Below are 24,060 nucleotides of genomic sequence, written 5' to 3'. Positions count from 1 at the left end.
ACATATGAAGGATCTCTAAAATCAGGAATCTTTTCTACTCTTGCTATTAAATCTTTTATTACTACAATATCCTTCACTAATGAAAAATCTATATCATTTTCATTAAACATTATTTGTAATTCTTGTATTTCTTTGATTTTCGTGCCATGAAAATAAATCTCCTTTTTTATTTTTATATTACACGATTTTCTACTTGCTAAACAAGCTTTGTACTATAATTTTAATTTATGGCAAATATTATTTTTTATAAGGTTATCCTGCAATTTTATAAATAAATATAGAAAAATCCTTTTCAAATATGTTTTAATGTTAATAACAACAAAAACATATAAAACAAAAGAAAAGGATATGGTTATATGATAAATGAGTTATTTGGGAAATGCAAATATATCTTAGTAGAATCAATAAATAAACTAAAAGGTTCAGATAAAAGAAAAGCTTTAGCACAAACAGCAAAAGAAATAGGGAAAGGTGGGCAATCTATTGTAGCATCTCAATTTAAAGTAAGTAGAGATACTATACGAAAAGGTACATATGAGCTTGAAAGTGGATTCAAAATTGTTGATGCACATAATGCAAAAGGTCGTAAAAAAATAGAAGGAAAGATGCCCAAATTAATGGATGATATAAAAGACACTGTTGATTCACAAAGTCAAACTGATCCTAATTTTAAAACAACTAGACTGTTCACACGATTAACCGTAAAGGAAATTAGGAAACAGCTTATACTCCAAAACCGATATACTGATGAAGAACTTCCTAGTAATCAGATGCTAAATAACAAAGTAAATCAACTAGGATACACCCTTAAAAAGGTTCAGAAAGTTAAACCTATAAAAAAGATACCTAAAACAGATAAGATATTTGAAAATATAAAAGAAGTTCGTAAGAACTACGGTGGAAAAGAAAACACTGTCATAATTTCTATTGATTCTAAAGATAGAGTTAAAATCGGAGATTTTTCAAGGGGTGGAAAGAGTAGAAACAAAGTAAAAACAGTTGACCATGATTTTTCCTCTAACTACGTAGCGCCTTTTGGAATCTTGGATTTAAACAATAATAATGTAGATATAACATTGACTCAATCAAAGGTAACAGCAGATTTTATAGTTGATACAATCGAAAATTATTGGATAAATAACTACTTAAATATGAAGAATACTCTTGTAATACATTCTGATAATGGGCCACAAAATAATAGTAGAAGAACTCAGTTTATAAAAAGAATTATGGAATTTGCAGTTAAATATGATATCACTATTGTACTAGCGTACCAATCCTATTGAAAGAGTATGGGGATCTCTAGAAAAGCATTGGAATGGATCTATACTTGATAGTTTAGATGTTATCTATAAATTCACTCAAAATATGACGTGAAAAGGCAATCAACCTTCGGTTAGAGTTGCGGAGAATTCATATGATACTGGAGTTACAGTTGGAAAAGATATAATGAATATCTACGAAACAGCGCTCTATCGAGCAAAAGAAATTGGAAAATGGTTTGTTATAATTGAACCAATAAAATGCAATGAGGTGTTAAATATGGTAATAAAAATATAAATTTCAGTTTGGGGTAAGGGGGAAGTCTATACTTTTTGCCTCAAAAATAGAAAAACGCACTAAATTACACTGCCGTTGTTAGATTATTTAGGTATACATTTTGAGTAGTTCACAATTGGTAATTCCTGTTATTGTAAACTGACTTATTTATTTTTTTAATGTGCCTAAGCTCAAACCAATAATTATTACTTTTCCTTTTTCTACAGCTTTAATATGACCAATTAAAGCTCTAATATCACTGACAGACTGCTGCACAGATTTAAGCGTTCTGCTTACATCCGCACTTACAAAATATTCCCCACTATAAAGAGATTCCTTTGGAGTTCTTTCCATGTGAAAATGTAAGACATATCTGTAAACATTATAGTTTTTTTCAAGAAAACTATCTAAAAACACTTTCTCTAATCTATTTAAAACCTTTACCCTCCACCCATGTACCAAAATAATATTTATATTATTCTCTGCAGCTGTATTCTTAATATAGTGAAATACAGTATCCTTATTGCTGATTCCGTTATCAATTTCACTTAAAAATTTTAATCTACCCTTCTCATAACTATTCTTCAATTCGTAATTTAAATTTTTATCATATATATTACAACGAAAAAATACAGTATCCAGAGATTTTTATAGTGAATATTAATAAAAAATATATGCTATTAAATATTTATATTGCATATTACGAATTGAAGATAACTATTTTCAAGCTTATCTTTTTCGTAATATATTTTCGGTAGAGCTGGCTTATTATAAAATTTTAAAAAGTCACTATTAAGTTCAGAAACTTCCTCTTCCACATACTTAAAGTGATCCTTTTTACTATATTCTCTGTGAAGACTATGTAACCCATAGCTGTCTGCTATACTTGATATTACTTTTCCCAAAATACCACGTCCTTGGATATTATCATTAAAATAGTAATTTTAATTGGTGATTTGATTTGTTCTTAATTTTTATTTAAATTGTTTATATGCAATAACTATTAAGATTATGTTGAACTATATTGATGTATATTATTTAGTGAGATTTATAATAATAAAGTGAAGTTCCATAAAAAAAATAACATTTGAGGTATCTCTATTCTTTATTGAGATACTTCAAATGTTTAAAATTATATTTATAAATTCTTTACATAAAGTGTATAGCAGCAACCAGTCCTCATATGTATGCTAAGTGAAAACCATTTACTATTTACCTTGTAGATAATTTCTACTATGTTCATAAGGTATATTAGTCCCACATAATAATTTTATTTTACTTAACGATCACTGTACAAGTATATCTGTTTAGATTTAAATAAATTTCATGTGCAGAAGTTATAATCCATTACTTAAATAATTACCCATCAAATTGTATTGAATTATATAGCGTTTATGTAAAATATGCATACTTAATCCAAACTTTTGTTCGCTATTCCGTCAACCACCTATATTTTTATGCTAAACAGCATTCCATTAAAAACTTTTCAAGTGAGTTCTTATATTTTTCAATTAGCAACTCATTTTCACAATATATGTCTTTTTCTCTTGTCCCTTTATATATAATCTGTTCAACCTCTTTATACGCTTCTTCCAGTACCTGATTCTCTACAATATAATCATATAGATTTATATATTTTAGTTCATGTAGACTAATATTCATTCTATTAATAATTTCATCATCATTGCAATTCTTGTTTCTCTGCTTAATTTGATTGTACTGCTGTCTAGCAGTGCCCGGAATCAGAAAAATAGCTTTACTTTCATAATGTTTTATGACTTTCTGGTATCCGTTAACATCTACAATGAGAATAGGTACCTTATTTTTTTCCATAATTGTTTCAATGCTTTCCTTTAATACGCCATACATATTATCCATAAATTTATTATGTTCCAAGAATGCGTCTTCTTCAATCAACCTTTCAAATTCCTCTTTAGACAAATAAATATATTCATCTTCATTTTTTCTTCTTTTTCTCGTAGTAGTGGTAACTACTCGCTCAAATACACCACTATTTTTTCTGACCAATTCTTCAACAATTGCAGTTTTCCCACCTCCAGAGGGTCCTGAAATAATAATTAACTCCTCACCCATATAATACCTCCAAAAATATTTTTAAGTATTGTCTAAAGATTTCATTTTTCGCATAATCTTGTCATATATTTTTATCATATATTTTTCATTTGACACCTTATCAACATTGTTCATATATATCCACATAACGCCCTTATTTTCATCAGGTTTTATGCATAATTCTTCATCTTCATCAGCTTCCAGTAGATAAGTTACGTTCATATGAACATGGGATGAAACATATTTACCACTTTTAAAATGTCCTCTTACTGCTATTGTTTCAAGTGTAAAAATCTCATGACTTATTGGAACGACACTTTTTAAACCAGTTTCTTCTTTAACTTCACGAATTGCAACTTCTTTAAAATTATCATCACCATCAGCATGACCGCCTGTCCACGTCCAAGCATTGTAAATATTATGAAAAACCATTAATGCTTTTGTTCGTTCCTTATTTACAACCCATGCAGAACATGTAAAATGCCCTAATTCATTTTCACGGCTTAGCACATCTTTAAAAGTTTTAATAAATTGCAGCATTACCTCCTTATCTTTCTCTTCCTGTGCACAACATGGCCTATAATTTTCAATCTGTTGTTTAAAGTCCATTTTTTACCTCCTTTTTACCCAAATAGTCAACCTATGCAAACTTCAGATATATCATTTATATCTCATAAAATTTTTTATCTTCAAGTTTCTTAAAATCTTGTCCAATTTTCATTGCAGGAATCTTTCTTTCTCTAAGTATGATACTTAAATGACAAAGCTTGCTAGCCTCTTCGAAAACAAATGAATCGGCATATTCAATTAGAGGACATAGTCCAAGGCATGGTCTTTTTGCACCAATAACAAGTTTTCCAAAATCCATTTTCCGTTTGCGTGCCTTTTCTAACAAATAGTCAATAACTTCAATTCGGTGTATATTTTCTTCACATAAATCTGCATTTATGGCTTTAGAATGTGATACCTTATCCAACTTCTGCATCTCTTCATATGAAATCAACATTATGTTTCCCTCTACTTTTCCAAAACTGATCCAAGTATCGATTCCATTTATCACGTTTTCGTCTGCTTTGTTATCATTATTCAATTCAAGTGAATAATCCGAGGCATAAACTTTGTCATTGCATATCCACCATTCAATGTCACCATTAATAAAATGTTCTGATAATTTCCTTGTATATTTTGAAATGAGTCTCACTGCATCTGACAAATCCGGAATCCTCTGCTCATATTTCTTTAAATAAAATACATCCATATCAAAATCCAAAGCATAACATTCTTTATAATATTCTCTGTTTTCACTCAAAATCTCATCTTCTTCATTTGTAATATATGTGCTCGGTACTAGAATTCCTGTTTTTAGTCCTTTCATAATCCCAGGAACGCATTCTATTCTTACTGTTTGTGTTACTGAATCCAAAGAACTAATTACCGAAAATTGATTTTCTGGAATATAATTTAATGATACTGTAAGACAGTCCATTTCTGTAATATATAGGATGTCTAACAACATCTTTGCCAATTGATCACCTTTACACTGAAAATCAGTTAGCATGTCATTAACGCGGATTGCAAAATATCCATTACCACACTCTTTACATATTTTGTTCTGGAGTTCCATTACATCTGTCTGATCAGAATAGCGTATGAAGAACCATTTTAAATTGGGTACGCCAGCTTCTTTGCATGCAACATATAATGAAAGTCTTTTTCTTTTACATTTCTCTATAAATTTGACCTGTGCTCCAGCTTCCCGCATATTTATCTTGTCAATTTCATTCAATTCATAAATCCACTCTGTTTTCTTTGTTTTTTCCACAGAAGTTATGGCCCTGCATTGCAGTATATTTAAAACTCTCTCTTCTGTTATAAGCCACTCAATATCTGTTTCAAACTGGAATTCCTTCCTTAATGAATCGCTAATTTGCATAAGTTCCTCAATCCAGACTTCACTTTGTTTCTTACTACACTTATTTATGGATTCATTGTAAAAGCCTAAACTCATTTCAGTGGCTCCACAATCACCAGACATCAGCTTTTCACCATTTCCATCTACCATTTCAAGAAGCATTCCATTTTCTGGGCAAACAGGGTTTAAACTGAATATAACGCCTGATTTTATACCAACTTTGTAGCTCTGAATAATTACACCCATTTTACAGTCATCTCGTTCAATTGGCTGATTCATGGATTCATAGCAGACAGCCTTTAAACTAAACATAGATGCCCAACATTTCTTTATCTTCTCCCATAAATCTTCAATTCCTACATTTGTATATGATTCAAAAATACCTGCACTGCTAGCATTTTCACCATCTTCTTTTAAAGTAGATGACCTGACTGCAAAAGGTTCATGGACTCCATTTTGAGAAATACACTGAAGAATCTGCTTTTTTAGATTTTCAGGTATGTACATGTTCATAACCTGTTCCTGAATTATGGGAAGCTCTTTGAGTATTCCAAGCTTATTTATAAAAGCTACTGTTATCTTCTTCTGCAATTCATAATTTTCTTTCAATCTCAACAATTGGATAAAAATATCTGCTCCCAGAACAATAAACTCTGGAACTCTGCATTTACCCATAATCTTTGATAAGTAATATCCTTTATTCCCTATTTCATCGGCTGAAATAATGTCTTCATGACACCCAAAAATCTTATATTCTCTCTCCATACACCTATCCCCTTTTGGTCCTGAAATCATGACAGAACTTTAAATTAAATGTTCTTTCATAAAAACTTTCCTCACGAATCACTTTTTTATCTTGCCCTACCACTTCAATTTCATTTAAAAATGCTGTTTCATCAAAAGAAAATTGATTTAACAATTCAGAACAAGTATTATCTTTGTAAAATACTTTCATGTAATACAATGTAAAGTACACTGCCTTTTCGATATTGTATTTTTTCCCAATCTCAATACATTTCAGTAGACTACCTTTGGTCATAGTACGGAATGTATTCACTATATCAACTAATTTGTACAACAGAACATCACGTCGAATGGATGTCCATAATGAATTTGATGCTTCCCTATAAAAATGAACACACAAATGAAGAAAATGAGTCTGCTCATTCAAAGTTCTAACAGCTATACCGTCTCTTTCTTTAATCTCTGTACCCAATTCCAATATGGCTTTTGTAATGTCATTATCCTTACTATCAAAATGAAAATTCACATCTATATTAAGACTATCCTGAAGCACAAGATTCACTTTTTTATAATAAGGAATCAGATCATGATAATTCATTCGCTGAATCAGTTTTTCTTTCTTTGTAGCTTCTGATTTTCCAAAATTACTACTCTGAATATATCCATGCTTCCTTAATACTTGGTCTACTTTCGAAATATCATCTTCCAGTACAAGCAAGTCGCAATCATTAGATCGACGAGCTCCATATGGATATAAACTTATCCCATACACCAAACCCTTTAACGCTGTATATCGAATGCCAGTATTTTCAAAATCCTGTAAAATTGGTTGCATCTCTTTATAGCATGATTTAGCTACAGTTTCCTGGGCATTCACTAAAAGCGTTATTGTTTTCTTAAACTCTAGCAAAATGAAATTCATTAATTCATCTCCTAGGTAAAAATAGAAATATCCAGTTAAACGGTGATGTATTAATTCACCTGCTATATAACCCCAATCTAATTCTTCGTTTTTTATAATCTTAGATAATCGTTCTTCTTCTTTCTCTGTTCTCTTTGCTAAAACTGATAATAAAATAACCTCATTTTCTAACTTCATATCTTTTCTCCTCGTATAATATTAATTTGTGTATTGCTCAATATTAGCTTATCGCCAGTTTTTATCATATTATAAGTTTCATCCAATCCAATAATAGCAGGACATCCTTTTTCCCTACACAATATGCTTAAGTGGCACAATATGGATCCATTTTTAAAAACAAATCCACTAAGCTTATGAAAAAATGATGAGTAAACAAGATATGGCCTATCCGCCACCAAAATTAAATTACCATACTTTTCCTTTAACTCATTTAGCATGTTCATTGTTTCGTCGATTTCTTTAACCTGATTAAAATCATCCTCTACTTCTGACACACTAACCGAAAATCCATGAGACAGATATTCAATATTCTCCAAAGGCAGACTGCTGGCAAGAACAGCATGTCCTTCTATACTTCCATGTCTAACAGGTGATGCCACTTGAATATTATTGTATTCACCTTTAACAAAATTTGCTTTCGACATATCTACAAGAAAACAGGAACCATTCCAAATCCACCACTCCACACACACAGTAGGATACTTCTCCCACAATTTCAAAGTTGCTTTCACAATTTGAGGCAGATAGTTTTTCGATAGTCTTGTAACTCCTTCCTTATTATTTTCAATTAGGTCAATAGTAAAAAGTTTTTTATTAATGGAATATAACTTTTCTTGATATTCCAAATACTCCTCTATAATATTTCCTTCAAAATCTACTACATACTTCGAAGTATTTACTGCACCTGACATGATTCCTTTCATTGCACCTAAGGTAAATTCAATCAGCATCCTGTTGTCGCCAATAATCGAAGAGATTACTGCCATATCAGTAGGAACAGATTCCCTGATCATAACACTTTTATATTCATTAAAAGCATGTTCTAATAACCAGTTTTTCAATTGCTCTGTTGGAATGTTCACACCCTGCATATTTCTGTTAACATCAATCATTACATATGGTGTCCTAAAATAATTGTTAAACTTTTCAAAATCATAGGCTTCAATACTTTCACCATTAAATCTCAACCAGGACCAATGTGTAGTATCAATCTGATTTTCAGCACAAAAATCCTTCAGGATTTTCTTTTTCCTTAAATATTTTTCATGAAAGATAAGTGCGTCTCCAAATTCAAACTCTTCAGGAATACTTCTTACATCACAAAATATAAGCTTTTCATGAGCTTTCTTATTTAAGCCTGAAGTAATATTTCTTGTTTGCACGAAATATATTTTATTATCTTTCACACACCATTCTATATCTTGAGGTGCTCCGCAAATTTTTTCCTGATGTTTCGCAAAATTATAAATTTCTTGAACAACTTCTTCACACAGATATCCAGACTTTATGTTTTTTTCATCTCTAAGTTCCAGACGTTCTATTATCTGACCCTTAGTAGCAATATTGTGTCCAGAGCCATTTACAACCTCAATTAATACACTCTTATCACCTAAAACTGGGTTATTTGAAAAAGCAATCCCAGAATAATCCGCATGAACATATTCTTGAATGATTACACCCATAGAAAGCTCCTTTAGCCTCAATTTATTATTTCTTGCTCCCAAAAGTGTTTTTTCTGAAAAAGCAGACGCCCAACATTTCAAGATACTCATTTCCAGATTATCTAGGTCAATTGGCATAAAAGACTCAAATATACCCGCCATACTCTCAGCTTCATTATCCTCACACAAAGCTGAAGAACGGACAGCAAAACTTTTTTCTCTGTACTTTTCTTGTGATAATTCTTCTTTAATTTCTTTTAAAAGTTCAGAATTTAGATGTGAGTTCAAAATAGATTTTTTAATCTCACCAAAATAGAATGCAAGGTCAAGTCTATTCAACAAACAAGCCTCAAGTTTTCTTACCCCTTTTTCTCCAAGGCACTCAAGTAGCTGTTGTTGAAACTGCTCTTTATTTACCACAATACCCTCTGGCACATTGACGTGGTTTTCCAACATTTTTGAAATATTATATGCCTTTGTGCCTATTTGGTCCTTATTATCAAAACTGCAAAAACCTAGTTTAAAAATCTTTTTTCCCATATTTCTCCCCCCATAACCCCTTTCTCAAGAAAGTATTCGATATTTCATTTATTCCATCCTCATCTACATAATTTACCCCATTACACTTTATAATTTCATTATCCATAGCTTGTCCAATAGCAACTATCATTTCTGCAAACATAAAATCAATAATGCAATCTGGTATGCTTTTAAATAAAAAGTTTACTGGGAAACCGTCATAGAATAAGAAGAATTTTTTTCCTTTTATTTCATAGCATGTAATATTATCATTAATTCTGTTTTCTTTATCTGCTTTTTCTTTTAATCCTTTGATATCAAACTCAACCTGTTTAGAACTACCACTAATCAGATATGTAACATCACTAAATTTGCTAACATCTTCGAATTCTACAGTTTTATATCCTGTAATACCAAATATAATATCAGGATACTTAGCTGTCTTATCGCAAACCTCAAGTCCATCAAAATAAGCCTCAAGTTCATTTACCTGCTTACTGTCTTTTACTTCTACTTTACATCCCATCTTTTGTAACGTAATGGCTGCATTCCGTCCTATCAATCCATATCCTATCACTAAAACTCTTTTAGCATATAGTGTTTTTCCTATGGAACGAAAGATCTGTTCTGCAGAATACGCTACAGTAGATCCCACAAACCTTGCTTCAATTCCTTTCATTCTGCTTCTTGCCACAGAATAAATAATATTTTCACTATATGTATATCTTTCGTATATGCGATGACCAATTGCTGTATCCTCAACTACTACATCTACATATTCATATCCTTTACTTAATATTTCTGCATATTCCCCACCCAAATCAAGAATGATGATATGTTTACCATCTTGAGCACTTCTCATTGATGCTTCTTGCAAAATAGCTTCACACATTCTCCCATCTCGCTCTGGTGAATTTACCAAGCGATAAAGGGGAAGCTGCATTTCTTCCACTATCTTTGCACAATCATTATCCAGCGAATACGGCTTTACAATTAACGCATCTATTTTTACGTCATATTTTCTTAAATAGCTGATAAACTCCAAGGTATCATTCATTAAATGCTGTACCACTATAAATCTGTATTTATTTAAAATATTAGAATATTTAGCAATAAAAAAGTTTGTTAACTGCATATTTCCTTGTATGATATATTTAGAAGCAAATATACCACATCTCCTTTCTTTTTAGAATTGCTACAACTATAATAATTGGTCTTTCTAAGTGATTGTAATGAATTTCTCTAAGGTCAACAAAGACTGATATGCCATCGCATAAAAATCGGAATCAGAGACTTTTCCATAAGCATATTCTTTTCCTTTATATTCAACTTCCAATGTTAAATTTAAATCAGCTTTTAAAGAAAATAACTTATGGATTAGCCAACTCCAGTGGATATTTCCTTTTCCCGGGATCAGATGCTGGTCTTTTTCTCCATTATTATCATGTAAATGTAAGCTCATAATTCTATCACCATATAACTCCCATGGAAATAACTCCAAGTTCTTTGTAAAGGCATTTGCATGTCCCGAATCAAAGCAAAAACCAAACATATCTGACTCTATCTGTTGCAAGAGATAATCAATATGTCTCTGACTTTTCAGATTTTCAATTGCCAGTTTAAACTCCATACTCTCACAAACATTAACAATCCTTTTCATTCTATCTACTGCAATTTTACTTACATCTGGCGGAAAAAAAGAGCTTGTCGTATGTAATACACCCTTTTTTAATCCTAATTCATTCATTTTTTTTATTTCTCCAATAATCTTTTGAACCACCTCATCTCCCTCGCACCCATTTTTCCATATTTCATTTATTTCTTTACCATTTGACAGATGTACCATTTCTATTTCCAAATTATTTGCATAGATTTCCTGTATGCTGCTTTCTCCTTTTACATCTGAGGCATATATGAAAACCCCATCAAATCCCTGTTCACGGATAATCTTCAATACATCCTTTCTATCCGATATAAGATATATATCAGATATTGAAACAATTTTCTTCAACTTTATCGTCTCCTTTATTTTTTATCCGCTATAGTGATTCCGAAAATATGCACATTTAAACTGTCAGGCAGCAGGATTCCAGTCAACTTTGCATTTGTTTTATCAATTTTGTACATACTGCCGTATATATGTCCCGGAAACTTGTAACAATATGCATTTGGTTTTTCACCAGTTTCTATCTGTACCGGTGTTCCATTTATGGCTATAAAATCATTATATTCAGGTTCAGGATATAGCCAACTTGTAACACCAATCCGAATTTTTTCACTATCTCCATCTTCAAATATCAGTTTTATTTCCACTTCGCAATTAGTGAATTCAGAACACATCAGCAGCATCAAGTGAGAATTTTGACAAATTTCAGTCTTAATATTAATCAACTGTCCTTCACAAATAATGTTGTCATTGACGGCCTCAGGTATACAACTGTTTTTAAATTCACGGCCTTCGTAGCCTTTGCTAAGCAGATATCTGTTATGATTTGACATTTCAGCAATTTCTTTACTGGTTACCTTACAGAAACACCCCGTGTTATTAAAATATTTGTCTATATTAATTATTTTAAAATCTATTTTCTCATTACAGTCATACTTTTCACCTAATTCTTTCTGTAAAACACTCTCAACTGCTCCTTTTGCAGTGCCGTTATAACATCGCTCCAAAAAGTCTATAGCTTCACACTCTTTATCTTTTATTTCATAAATTTTCTTCACTATATTCTTTCTGATTTTTTCATCATTTCTCATATAGCAACATTTAATAAAAATTCCAAAAATCTGCTTCCAGCTTGTGCGCAGGTCCAATAAGCGGTTTATCACTCCTTGAAGTTCTTCTAATCCACACTGTTCTTTGATACATTCTAAAGAAAGTGCTGCTTTAATACGCCCCTGTGCAATGTCATTAATAGCATTTACCAATTTGGACTCTACAAGATTATCAAGATATGGATCCATTTCTACTGACAGATCAAAGCTATTCTGCATGTCAATAAGAAAATTTTCCATCTTTTCATCAACACTCTGGCGATTAATTTCAAGATACTCAACAGGCTTCAATCTTCCAAGCATGAACTTCATTGCCTCTTTCGGTTCAATGGGTTCATACTCTTTTGTATGTCTAATATGATAACCACATTCAAGTGCATTCTTTATTTCTTCGCATGGACACCATAACCCATATTTTGCATCCTGATTATCTGCAATGAATACCTTATCATTTTCTTCATCATAACCTGAGACTAGAATATAATGTGTTATAAGATGTTTCTTCTTATATAAATCCTCCATCCAGCTTGCCCAATAACAATCAATTCGCATAAGAATTGGCATTTTCTGTTCACTAAGTTCCTCACTCAAGTTCTTTCTAAAATCTAGTTTTTCATGTTCATATTGCTCAATCTTAATTCCATGATATTTTTCTAAATGTTTAAATTGCCTTCCTCGTCCAGAACCAATTTTATCTGACACCAATTTCAAATTCTTATCATTGTCATATCTAAAGCTCCAAGCTTCGATATACTGCATTCTACTATCTTCTCCAAGCCATTCTGCAACTGAATACAAAAGTGCATCTAAACAATCCATATAATTTTTAATTTTAACTTCCAAATCTAATTTTATCTGCATCTTTTCACCTACCTAACTTATTATTGTTATGATATATTTTCTACATATTCTGCAAGCTCCTTTAGCGATTTAAATTTAGTCAATACTAATCTGTCATCCTCAAATTCCACATCAAAAGCATCCTCTAACTTAACTACTGTTTGTACAAATTTGATTGAATCCATTCCAAGCTCATCCAGAGTAATATTAGGATTTAATTTATACATTTCTTTTTCCAACACTTCTGCTACATTCTTAGCAACTATTTTTAAAACTTCATCTTCTTCGATTTCATTTTTATAATCTCTATTTTGTTCATCACTTTTATTTTCTTCTTCCAGTTTTTTATACAAATTTTTTAATCCGCTCTTAGATATTTTGCCATTTGAATCCTGTTCAAAATGATCCAACTTATGTATCTCTGCTGGTACCATATATTCTGGAAGATAATTCTTAATCACGGAAACAACTTCGCCATAATTATATTCTGTATTTGCCACATAGAATGTTACTATCTTTCCACCTGTCTCGTTCTCAATCAGGACTGAATTACATAAGCTAATGCCATCCAGTTTTGAAAAACAATTATCTATCTCGTCAAGTTCTATTCTTCTACCTCGCAGCTTTACCTGATTATCCATTCTTCCAAGATATTCTATCTCACCCTCTGAGTTTATAAATGCTTTGTCACCAGTCTTATATAATCTCTCACCATTGATTACCATAAATTTTTCAGATGTAAGTTTTTCATTATTAAGATATCCTAATGCCAAATTTTTTCCTGATACACAAAGTTCCCCACTTGCATTTTTCGTCACTAATTCACCATCTTGAGTCAGTATAAAGCAATTGCTATTTTTAATGGGTTTTCCCAGTGTAACTTTTTTGTCCTTTGTACAAATGCTTCTAGTAGAGTCAACAGTAGTTTCTGTTGGACCATAATGATTATAAAGTCTGTATCCCTTTGTAAGGATTATATCCTTAAGTTCATTACTTAACACTTCTCCGCCACAAATCAGTACCCTAATCGAATCTATTCTCTCATCATGAGCAAAAATTTCTTCAAGCAAAACAGGAACTACCTGAACTATATTAATGTGATTTTCCTTTATAAACTCACGGATTCTTCCCTTATGACTTTTTATATTTTCTTCTGGAATATACAATTTCCCTCCATTTAGAAGGCATCCAAATATCTCTTCAATGGAAACATCAAAAAATATATTTGCCATCTGTATTACATTTTTATTTTTTTCAATCTCATATGTTTCCTGAAACCAGGTAATAAGATTTTCTATACTCTCATGGCCCACCATAATACCTTTTGGCATTCCTGTTGTTCCTGACGTATACAGCACGTATGCTATTTCCGTTTTAACCTCAAGACTAATATTATTTTCCTTTTCTATATCTTCAACAATTATATGTCTGATATCATCTTCAGATATTTTTTCTTCCATATCAGATATTATTAACGTATCAAGATGGCAATCATGGATAATATAATTTTTTCTTGCAGAAGGATAGTTTTTATCCATAGGCACAAATCCTCTTCCAGATTTTAAAATTCCCAATACACTAATAACGTACTCTGCAGACCCACTCATCATTACTCCAACAAGGCTGCTTTTCGTCATGTTCTCCACCTTTTCAGCAACTGCATTTGCCATGCGGTCAACCTTACCATAGGTGTACTCCTTACCCTTATAATATAAAGCCACTTCGTCCTTTCTCATGGAGACCTGCCGATCCCATAATTCAATAATGCTTTTCATCTTCTCACTATATGAATTCAGATACTCAATTCATATTTTTCCTTTCTTCATTTTATTTTTAATTCCGTATTCTTAAAGGTCTTAACCTAACCTTTTCCTGTATTTGAGGACAAATATTGATATTTTCGCCCTTAGTACATATCGTCAATACATAATCGTTAATTGCAAAACTTTCAATAGAATAACCACAAAGATCTAATGTATCCACACTAAGATTCTTCCTTGTAATGCCCTCTCCAATACATTTACAAAATGCTTCTTTTCTTGTCCAAATTTGATAGAATGCCTGATTCATAGCATTCAATTCCAATCCTTTTTCTAAAATAAATTTCTTTTCTTTAGGACCAAAAAAACTATTTATTATTTTCGCATATGAAACATGAATTTTTTCCAGATCTATCCCTATTGACCTATTCGCTATAACTATAGCAGTTGCTTTTTTTGCGTGCGAAATGCTGAAATAAAGATCATCAATTCCTGTGAGAAAAGGCTTTCCAGTTGGTGATATAAAAATTCCTACATCTAAAACATTATATTTGCTTCGAATATAATCCTTTACTGTGTCCAATGTCTTATTTCTGAGTTCTTTCTCTTTCTGCTCTTCTATACTGTATTCTTCAGGAATCCAAAGCACATCTAGCATCATGCCTCTGTCCCCCTTAGACACTGATCACCCTATCGCACAGTTCAATCGATGATTTCCGGTGAGAAACAACGATCATTGTCTTGTCTTTTCCAATGGCTTCTATTGCACTATGAATAATATTTTCGCTATACTGATCCAATGCGCTTGTTGCCTCATCAAAAATAAATACGTCAACGTTTTTCAAAAATAATCTTGCCAATACTATCCTCTGCCTCTGCCCTCCGGACAATTTTATTCCTTTCTCACCTATCACGGTATCAAACTTATCCGGAAGTCCTCGAATGAATTCATATATATATGCCTTTTTGCATGCTTCTTCCATCTCCTCCAAGGTTGCATCTTTCTTCGCATAAAACAGATTTTCTTTAATTGATGCATTGAATAACAAATTTTCTTGCATAACAAATCCCATTTTTTCATGCACTTTTGAGATATCAAGTTCTTTCAAATCTAATCCTGCAAACTTTACAACACCTCTTGTGGGTTCTAGCATTCCACATATAAGTTTTAATATTGTCGTTTTTCCTTTTCCACTTTCACCGATAATAGCCAATCGTTCTCCTTGTTTAATTTGCAAAGAAAAATCTGTTAGAATGTTTTTCTCAGAATGTGGATATTGAAAATCAATATGCTCCATCGCAATTTCATACCCATTGATTTCCTGTTTCTTGTTCTCACTTTTTTCCTCGTTCTTCTCAAGTTCCAAAAGCTCATCAAAAACCTTATGTGCATATATCTGACTTACCTTTAAGTCTGCGTCAGCTCGTGAAAGCGCGGTAATTGACTCTGACAAATATGAATAATACTGAACAAAAATTAATAAGGCTCCTATGGAAAGTTGATTTTTCAAGATCATGATTCCGCCAATCAAATACAGTGAAAATTGCATAAAAAAAACATCTTTAAATTGTGGAATTACTAATCTTCTTGTTATCCAAAAATTGTTCCACCTTGAAAACATCACTGCATCGTTATGTGAGAAACCGATAAATCTCTTTTCCTCACTCTTTTCAAGATTTAAAGCCCTGATTTCTCTCCAATTACTAATTGTTGAATGTAACCACGCTCCCCAATTCTGATCATTTTCACGTAAGGTAAGTTTGGGTCCTTCTTCCCTTTCACTGATATAATAGTCAGCTAGAAAGGTCAAAGGGATTATAATCAGGGAAAATATCAGAAGACGCCATTCAATAAGTATCATGCAAATAATTAATATTACCACTTTCAAAAAATTAGTGAGATATGTACTAGACTGATCATTTGCAAATACAGCCATATTAGTGGTATCTTCATCAATGATCATCTTTTTATCTCCAATATTTAGCATTTCATAACTGACAAAATCTTTTTTTAGCCAACCTTTTAATATTTTTTCACGAATCCTATAGGTAACCGTATTTACAACAGTATTTGTGCAATAATTTTGTATATAACTCAATATTACTGTAACCGCCAAAACACCAAGATATCCCCCTGTAACATAATAGATGTATTTTATCTTCCCGCCCAGGATAACTTTTTCAATAAACATGCTGTAAAAAATAGGATTCAAAAGGGAAATCATCATCATTATAAACCCTGCAACAGCATTTCCCCAGAAAAGCCACTTTACTCCATCTGAAAATGGCAGTATCTTTTTTATTATATGAAGCCTGCATTTAATCCTATTAAGCATCTACACTCTCCTTATCTATTGCAAATAATTTTCTGAATTTTTTATCATTTTTATACAATTCTTCTGGAGTACCTATTTTCTTAATACTACCATTGTCAATCATAGCCACTTTATCGCAAAGCATAACTGAACTTAGTCTGTGTGCTATGATAATTGCAGTTCTATTACTCAATATACTCTTCCAAGAATCATGTATTTTTTCCTCAGTTTTACTGTCTAAAGCAGAAGTTGCTTCGTCAAAAACAATTATTTTCGGATTTCTAAGATATATTCTTGCTATAGCTATTCTCTGCCGCTGCCCTCCTGAAAGATTTCTTCCAAATCTTCCAATCATGGTGTCAAAACCATCTTCCAAGGACATAATAAAGTCATAAATCCCTGCACACTTACATGCCTGTACTAGTTCCTCCTCAGATGCGCCTTTATTCCCCAACATGATATTTTCTCTTATGCTGCTATCAAGCTGCATAACCTGCTGTTGAATCAGACCAATTTCTTTATGAATAGATTTTAAACTGCATTCGGAAATATCTTGTCCATCCACTTCTATCTTTCCATCTTTTAACTCGTAAAATCCAGCTAATAAGTATGCTAATGTAGTCTTTCCACACCCTGATTTGCCGACAAGAGCATATTTTTTTCCATGATTTATCTTTAAATTAACTCCATTTATAACATTATCATTATTCACATAAGAGAAAACCACATTATGAAAATTAATATCACCAGATTTCACATCCAGCTCTTTTTCACCTGTCCAGCTATCAGTTGTTGGTAGTTTCATAAAGTCATTTATTCTCTGAATAATGGCCAGTCGCTTCTGTGAATCCATATATCGTTCGCTAAGGGTTTGCATGTTTTTCCGGATAATTTCATAATAAGAACATGTAATGATAACTGCACCAATCTTAACGTCACTTCTGGATACAAGAAGAGCTAATACAATAAATATGACCACTTTAAATAGAACATTAGCTAATTGAATAACGTTATTTGCAGATAATATATAGAATTTATTTTGGTTTTCTGTCCTAATGATTTTTTCCTGATTCTTTTTAAATTTATCCATAACCAATGGTACTGCACCCAAAAGGCGGATATCCTTGAATCCCTGCATAGCCTCAAAAATCCAGCCAATATAATCTCCATAATATTTTCGTTGTTTATCACTCGCTTTGCGGACTTTTCGTCCAAATTTAACATTAATCATAACAACAATTGGAACCAGAATTGCCATAGCCAATGCCAGATATGGACTAATATTGAATATAATCACTATACAAAAAAATATTTTAAAAATATGATTAAAAGAATGAATAATATTCCTGACAATGAAATCCATGCAAACCTGTGCCTGCCATTGAATCATTACAGCGATATCACCATATTTAGAACTGGACATTTTTTCTGCATCCAGTTTTTGCATTTGCTTAAAAAGACAATGTCGAACTTTAAAGGTATACATGTTTGATAGGTATGCGTATACCTGGTATATTAGATAATACATTCCAGCATTAAACCCTATTAATATTATAAAAAGTCCACTTATTTTAAGAAACAGTGCCAGGTTTTTATAATATATAATCTGATTGATCATAATACTAAAAATAACGGGTACAATTACTTCACATATAGCAATAATAAACCAACCAAAAAAGAATATAATGAACTGAAGACTGTACCCTTCAATGAAACTCATAATATACTTGATTCCCGAAAACAAATCAAGTTTTTCCTTTCTACTGTCTATCACCCATTTCCACCACCTACTATAACCATTTTCAATAAGATAATCTCCTCTAATTTAACATCTACAGAAACAACTTTTCCAATTAATTCATCAATATCATCGTGTATTATTAGGCTTTTACCATTAACTTCATAATTATTTATTTGCCAAATATTTTCATCTTGATCTACATATACAAAAATTGAGTCCTCAGAATCTAATGCCTGTTTTAGTTCAACAACAATTTGATTTCCAGCTTCTCTTTTACATATTCCCTCATATGTCTTATATACCGGAACTTTTATCTTTATTGCTAAAGCTAGTAATATGGCCATTCCAATGAAAATATATGCCACAAAAATCACTGGTTTTTTTACTGCGTTATTCACAAACCAATTAATTTTTTTCTTTTTTTTAAGTCTGTCCTTCTGCATTTTTTTATCTAATTCTTTTAGAAATCTTTTATTTTTCCCTACCAGTCTTTTTTCAAATTTGATATCTCCTAAATCGCTCATCATCTGTATTACTTCATGTGGAATCTCGTCACTATAATATTCTATTTCAAGTTCATAATCTGTTTTTCCAAGATAATAATTCTTATCTAACGCTATTTCGCATTCACCAATGTGTACTATTCTCCTTTCTGTATTCAAAGATCCGACATTTTTTAAACATTTCGATTTTATAGAAATCAAATTTTCATATTCCTTATAATTTAATTCTTTATATACTCGGTCAATCTCTCTTTCCTTCTCTTCTTTAATCGCTAGTGCACCTTCTTGTAATTTTGGAACTTTCGTCTGCAACATATATTTCCCATTTTTTTCTCTAATCCGAACGGTAATATCAGCGCTGCGTAACTCATCCTCACTATCTAAATAATAGTAGTTCTTCTGCACAAAACTTTTTTCCCATTGAATTGCCTCTCTGATTTTTTTATACTGCTCCTCTGTCAGTAAAACCTTAAATTCCTTTTCAATCATAGAATCCTCCATTGAAATAATCCTCTTGCAATACGCTTACCAAGATTTCTTTATACTCCATTTCAAAGTTGATAATGTCATCAAGTGCTTCTATTAGTTTCATAATGCCATTTTCTTTATATCTCATGTAACATTTTATAATCTTATAAATAAACTTCTCCCAATTTTCAAAAAATAATTTTGTTTTTGCTTCAAGCAACTGGAATTTTTTAAGTTTTGTCTCTTCATATGCTTCCTTAACAAACAATCCGAAAAAGTCCCGTCTGCGATTTGACTTATACAACTGGTCGTGAAGATCTTTCAAAAATTCTATTTTCTGCTCAACATCAAATTCTGTATCCACATTTTCCAAAATCTTTTTTAACTGTTTTGTTGCAAAAAAACCGTTATACTCATTTTCCTCACAATGATCGATAAAATATTGGTCATATGATAATTTCACTTGTGTATAAATCAATTTGGCATTATTCTCATCAAGTCTGTGTTTTTCCACCTTTGCCCAATTGTTATAAACTGGTTTTCCACTATATATACCACCATCATACTCATTTACAGAATCCCTAGCATTAAGAAACTGATTTAATGGAACCTTCCCAATAAAGAACCATGGTGAAAACCAATCAACCACATCCACCATTTGGCTTTCTTCGTCAAATCCATCTACTATTACTGTATGCCTTCCATGACTGTTCTTATAATATGGTAAATACTCTAAATAATAGGAATCCACACCTACTATGATAGGTTCTCCTTCCCTGATTAATTCACAATTTATTTTCCAAACTTTATCTCGTGCCTTAACATCCTCCTCATAAAAATATCTTGGTACCATTTCCTTATACTGAGGCAAAACGCTTCGAGCATCATCATCAAAAATGTGAATCTTACTTTTCTCATTCCTTAATTTAAAACTTAAGGTCATATTAATAAATAGATTTGGCTTTTTCACACCATAATATGCCAGAATCAATTTAATACAATTTTGATAACAAAATGAATCATATTCATTGTCATAACTATAATTTTTTATTTCAGATATCTTCATTTTGTAACTCCTTAAGCACAAGCATTTTCAATAATATTTACAATCTCACCTATGGTCTTACACTTCCTAATGCTAGGAAGATACTCGTCCATGTCAATATTCAATTCTTCTTCTATGTCCAGTATCAGATTAACAATACCAAGCGAATCAATTCCGTTTGCTCTTCTCACCTCCAATTCTGCACATGACTCTCTTTCAATTCCTCTTTCCTTCATAAGTTTAGTATGACATTTAAATACTGTTTCGCTAACTTTGCTCATCTTTCCCCTTTTTCGTGATTAAATCACTACTTCCTTTCTTATTTATTTTGATAATATGCTAAACGTATGTCTTCTGGCCATCGTTCAACACACTCACCATACTGACTTAAAAAAGCGATTACCCAACGTTCAATTCCAAATCCTACGCATCCAGTAACTGTTTCTTCACATTTTTTCATTGTAATATTGAACGGATAAGAAAATGCCGTTCCATGCAGATTAAATGATGCAACTGATATATTTTTATCTTTGGACACATTCAATTTCAATTCATATTTGCTATCATCTATTAGTTGAATTTTTTTAAATTTTTGCATTCTCGGCATAATAAAAGGATCTGATGCTTTTATCAAAATTCCATTGAGATTCCATCTGATTAGTAACTCTTTGATTCTTTCTATTACATACATTCTAGACTCCTTAACAAACTTCTCTTCTCCCAGGAAAACAATTTCGGTACAATGATAATCCCTAAGTCTTCCAATCTCATCATAATTAAACCTTCCCTCATTACGGAAAACATGTCCCGTGAATGTAAACATTTTATTATCATCCAATATTTTATTCTTATGCTCAATATAAACGTAAAAACATCCTGAAGGCGAAAGTGCAAATTTGGGAGTAGCTAATACGTCACTAAGCTCCTCAGTACCAACAATTTTATCGAGTTTCTCTAACTCCTTAATGTCTTCATGAGCGTTGGCGCAAAATATAGAATACTGAGGTGAATTTTTAATATATCCAGTTTTCTGATAATCTTTAATAGAAAGTAATGCAGGATATCTTTTCCACACAGCACCCATATTTTTTCCCAATTTTACAAATTCATTTTCCATAAAATCATATAAAAATTGTGCCTTACCGTTTAGAGAAACGACTCCAGGTTCGAAAACATGGAATAATTTATCATCGTCCCAAAGATCACAACAATATTCCCTTTCAACTGTATTCGCAAATTCTGCTTTTTCTTTATTGGTTGTTGAAACATATTTCTTAAAAAGATTGATAATATCTTCCCTTATCTTTTCAGGATCACCTTCCTCTGCTACATCAACCACAATAGCATGTCCATTTGTTTCAACCCCTTTTATCATTTCAGATGCAAAACAAATCGACTTCTTAAATTCCAAAAGTTCAACATCTAACCCCAATTCAATTTTTACCTTCATCATTTCCTCCAATCTAACTCTACATATATCTTTATCATTTTCTAAGACTGTCCAGTTCCCCAAATATTTCCACCGTTTTTTGAAGTCCCGGAAGAAAAACAGTTCTAACAAAATCACTTTCTAAATTATTGTTTTTTGCAGATCTTGCAATATAACCCAAGAAGCTATTTGCAGCAAGGATCAGCAACATTCTGAGATTCCATACCTGGGGATTTTCAACTTCAACTCTTTTCTGGAAATGTTCTATGTAACTTTGGGATTCTTTCCATTCTTTATCTTTTATACAAAATTCATATAAAAACATGGCTATATCTTCTGCTTGATATCCAACACCTGACCTTTCAAAGTCTAACAATGCGACAACATTATCACCCTGTACTCCAATATTCTTACGATTAAGATCACCATGAATTACAGTGATTTTTTGTTTTTGCAGATATTCTACAAGTGCTTTCTGCTCATCTATAATCAAATTAATGGCTTTGTCAATTAATCCGTCTTTCCTTTTATCTGATGGAATATAATCTAATTCATCCCAATAAAGAAGAACCTTTTTCATCATTTTATCAACTGTAAAAGAGTTCCTATCAAAATACATATCAAAATACTCTGCAGCGTTTTCAGCAAAACGAAAATATTCCTCAACCCAAGAGTCAAAAGCATTATCAGTGTAATCTTGCATATCTACCCAATCATACATTTCAACACATTCATATTCATAAAAAAAACCTTTTTTATCAGGAAGAATATTTTGACCAACATTTTGATAACCATCTTTTATCAGCAATAGCCTTGGTGTCTTAACTCCGCGATCTGCCAAAAAAGTAATTATACTATGCCTGTTTCGTATTGACCTTCTGTTAGACATTACTAGTCTGTTTTTTTTTAAAAAATAGTACTTAAGCTGATTTCTAACTTTACATGTAAAAGGATATTCTGATATTACCCTCTCTATCTCCAGTTCCTTCATCCCATATAAATCCTTAACTATTTTAAGTATCCTATCCCTTTCCAAAAAAATACCCCCCATATTCTTTTGCTTATATAGTATTTGCTTAGTATTGTTCCTTCACCTTCGTACATTCATGCATAATTGTATTGCCATCTTCATAGTCAACATCGAAAGGAAAATTCTACAGCGAATTTCCTTGCGTCTAAGTTTAGAACGACTTACACATTAATACACTTACAGTTTCTTGTATTAATTCTAGTATATATATATTTTTGTATATTGTATTTATTTTATTATATTATTTCATTATTGTCAATAGTTTCTTTATCTCTCTCAAGGGCAATCGCATACGAAATGTTACTCTAAAACCCTTTACAATCAAGGGTTTTAGAGATATTATGTAAGAGTAATTCATATCAATGAAATAAAAACACGTAAAAAATAATCATATCTTGATGACAAACAAATAAATATTATGATAATATTGAAAACATATCTGACAAAAGGAGAAATATTATCATGAAAAGTTTAATAGAAAATTTAGAAGAAGTAAAAGATTATAGAAAAGGTAATGCAATAGATCATAAATTAATAGATATATTGGTAATTGCAGTACTAGGAACACTATGTGGTTGCGAGGGCTGGAAGCATATAGAGCAATTCGGAAATGCTAAAAAAGAATGGCTTAAAACATTTTTAGAATTGCCTAACGGGATACCCTCACATGATACATTTGGAAGAGTATTTTCAAATATAAACCCTAAGGAGTTCCACAAGGCATTTATAGATTGGGTCAATGGTATACGTGAGTTTATAGACAAAGATATTGTAGCATTAGATG

At 31.6% G+C, this 24,060-nt stretch carries 20 protein-coding genes and 1 pseudogene; 2 read left to right on the top strand and 19 right to left on the bottom strand.

Annotated features, from left to right (window positions below; genetic code table 11):
• The first annotated feature begins 356 nt into the window (after positions 1-356).
• Positions 357-1,560: pseudogene (locus CLTEP_RS10400) on the top strand (ISAzo13 family transposase).
• Between the two features lie 147 nt (positions 1,561-1,707).
• On the opposite strand, the gene CLTEP_RS10395 reads toward CLTEP_RS10400, so the two are convergent.
• The 19 genes from CLTEP_RS10395 to CLTEP_RS10305 form a co-directional block, all read right to left on the bottom strand.
• Complete coding sequence (locus CLTEP_RS10395) at positions 1,708-2,127, bottom strand: alpha/beta fold hydrolase (protein WP_066826511.1); 420 nt, start codon at positions 2,125-2,127, stop codon at positions 1,708-1,710.
• Between the two features lie 92 nt (positions 2,128-2,219).
• Positions 2,220-2,444, bottom strand: a complete 225-nt coding sequence (locus CLTEP_RS10390; RefSeq protein ID WP_066826509.1) for a hypothetical protein — start codon at positions 2,442-2,444, stop codon at positions 2,220-2,222.
• Between the two features lie 550 nt (positions 2,445-2,994).
• Positions 2,995-3,633, bottom strand: coding sequence for a guanylate kinase (locus tag CLTEP_RS10385; RefSeq protein ID WP_066826507.1), 639 nt, complete (start codon positions 3,631-3,633; stop codon positions 2,995-2,997).
• 21 nt (positions 3,634-3,654) lie between these two features.
• Positions 3,655-4,221: an NUDIX hydrolase gene (locus CLTEP_RS10380; RefSeq protein WP_066826505.1), complete on the bottom strand. Its 567-nt coding sequence runs from the start codon at positions 4,219-4,221 to the stop codon at positions 3,655-3,657.
• A 55-nt stretch (positions 4,222-4,276) separates the two neighbouring features.
• Entirely contained in the window at positions 4,277-6,289 is a 2,013-nt protein-coding gene (locus CLTEP_RS10375) for a PEP/pyruvate-binding domain-containing protein (protein WP_066826504.1), read from the bottom strand.
• A 4-nt stretch (positions 6,290-6,293) separates the two neighbouring features.
• Positions 6,294-7,367, bottom strand: coding sequence for a nucleotidyltransferase family protein (locus tag CLTEP_RS10370; protein ID WP_066826502.1), 1,074 nt, complete (start codon positions 7,365-7,367; stop codon positions 6,294-6,296).
• Positions 7,364-9,391: a PEP/pyruvate-binding domain-containing protein gene (locus CLTEP_RS10365; protein WP_066826500.1), complete on the bottom strand. Its 2,028-nt coding sequence runs from the start codon at positions 9,389-9,391 to the stop codon at positions 7,364-7,366. The genes CLTEP_RS10370 and CLTEP_RS10365 overlap by 4 nt, the downstream gene beginning before the upstream one ends.
• The gene (locus CLTEP_RS10360; protein WP_066826499.1) at positions 9,372-10,427 is read right to left on the bottom strand and encodes a Rossmann-fold NAD(P)-binding domain-containing protein; all 1,056 of its coding nucleotides are present in this window, start codon (positions 10,425-10,427) and stop codon (positions 9,372-9,374) included. The genes CLTEP_RS10365 and CLTEP_RS10360 overlap by 20 nt, the downstream gene beginning before the upstream one ends.
• Before the next feature lie 162 nt (positions 10,428-10,589).
• Positions 10,590-11,381 carry a sugar phosphate isomerase/epimerase family protein gene (locus CLTEP_RS10355; protein ID WP_066826498.1) on the bottom strand — a complete coding sequence of 264 codons (792 nt, stop codon included), beginning with the start codon at positions 11,379-11,381 and terminating at the stop codon, positions 10,590-10,592.
• Positions 11,382-11,395: 14 nt separating this feature from the next.
• Positions 11,396-13,006 (bottom strand): BtrH N-terminal domain-containing protein, encoded by a 1,611-nt coding sequence (locus CLTEP_RS10350; protein WP_066826497.1) that lies wholly within the window; start codon positions 13,004-13,006, stop codon positions 11,396-11,398.
• A 26-nt stretch (positions 13,007-13,032) separates the two neighbouring features.
• Complete coding sequence (locus tag CLTEP_RS10345) at positions 13,033-14,760, bottom strand: non-ribosomal peptide synthetase (RefSeq protein WP_084364879.1); 1,728 nt, start codon at positions 14,758-14,760, stop codon at positions 13,033-13,035.
• A gap of 58 nt (positions 14,761-14,818) precedes the next feature.
• Positions 14,819-15,406, bottom strand: a complete 588-nt coding sequence (locus CLTEP_RS10340) for a 4'-phosphopantetheinyl transferase family protein (protein ID WP_066826495.1) — start codon at positions 15,404-15,406, stop codon at positions 14,819-14,821.
• A gap of 13 nt (positions 15,407-15,419) precedes the next feature.
• Positions 15,420-17,081 (bottom strand): ABC transporter ATP-binding protein, encoded by a 1,662-nt coding sequence (locus tag CLTEP_RS10335; RefSeq protein ID WP_066826494.1) that lies wholly within the window; start codon positions 17,079-17,081, stop codon positions 15,420-15,422.
• Positions 17,074-18,780 carry an ABC transporter ATP-binding protein gene (locus CLTEP_RS10330; RefSeq protein ID WP_242863919.1) on the bottom strand — a complete coding sequence of 569 codons (1,707 nt, stop codon included), beginning with the start codon at positions 18,778-18,780 and terminating at the stop codon, positions 17,074-17,076. The genes CLTEP_RS10335 and CLTEP_RS10330 overlap by 8 nt, the downstream gene beginning before the upstream one ends.
• 50 nt (positions 18,781-18,830) lie before the next feature.
• Positions 18,831-19,793, bottom strand: a complete 963-nt coding sequence (locus tag CLTEP_RS10325; RefSeq protein ID WP_066826489.1) for a CYTH domain-containing protein — start codon at positions 19,791-19,793, stop codon at positions 18,831-18,833.
• The gene (locus tag CLTEP_RS10320; protein ID WP_066826485.1) at positions 19,786-20,838 is read right to left on the bottom strand and encodes a BtrH N-terminal domain-containing protein; all 1,053 of its coding nucleotides are present in this window, start codon (positions 20,836-20,838) and stop codon (positions 19,786-19,788) included. The genes CLTEP_RS10325 and CLTEP_RS10320 overlap by 8 nt, the downstream gene beginning before the upstream one ends.
• Positions 20,839-20,849: 11 nt before the next feature.
• Entirely contained in the window at positions 20,850-21,098 is a 249-nt protein-coding gene (locus tag CLTEP_RS10315) for an acyl carrier protein (RefSeq protein WP_066826482.1), read from the bottom strand.
• A 38-nt stretch (positions 21,099-21,136) separates the two neighbouring features.
• On the bottom strand, positions 21,137-22,330 hold the full coding sequence (locus CLTEP_RS10310; protein WP_153016322.1) for an aminoacyl--tRNA ligase-related protein: 1,194 nt from the start codon (positions 22,328-22,330) through the stop codon (positions 21,137-21,139).
• Positions 22,302-23,282, bottom strand: coding sequence for a phosphotransferase (locus CLTEP_RS10305; protein WP_066826475.1), 981 nt, complete (start codon positions 23,280-23,282; stop codon positions 22,302-22,304). Before CLTEP_RS10305 ends, CLTEP_RS10310 begins: the two co-directional genes overlap by 29 nt.
• Positions 23,283-23,738: 456 nt before the next feature.
• On the opposite strand from CLTEP_RS10305, the gene CLTEP_RS10300 reads away from it, so the two are divergent.
• A partial coding sequence (locus tag CLTEP_RS10300) for an ISAs1 family transposase (protein ID WP_153016321.1) occupies positions 23,739-24,060 on the top strand: 322 nt, incomplete at its 3' end.

The organism is Clostridium tepidiprofundi DSM 19306 (assembly GCF_001594005.1).
Taxonomy (GTDB): Bacteria; Bacillota; Clostridia; order Clostridiales; family Clostridiaceae; genus Clostridium_AC; species Clostridium_AC tepidiprofundi.
The sequence above is the reverse complement of the archived record's forward strand: the minus strand, read 5'-3'. Positions and strand labels throughout refer to the sequence as shown.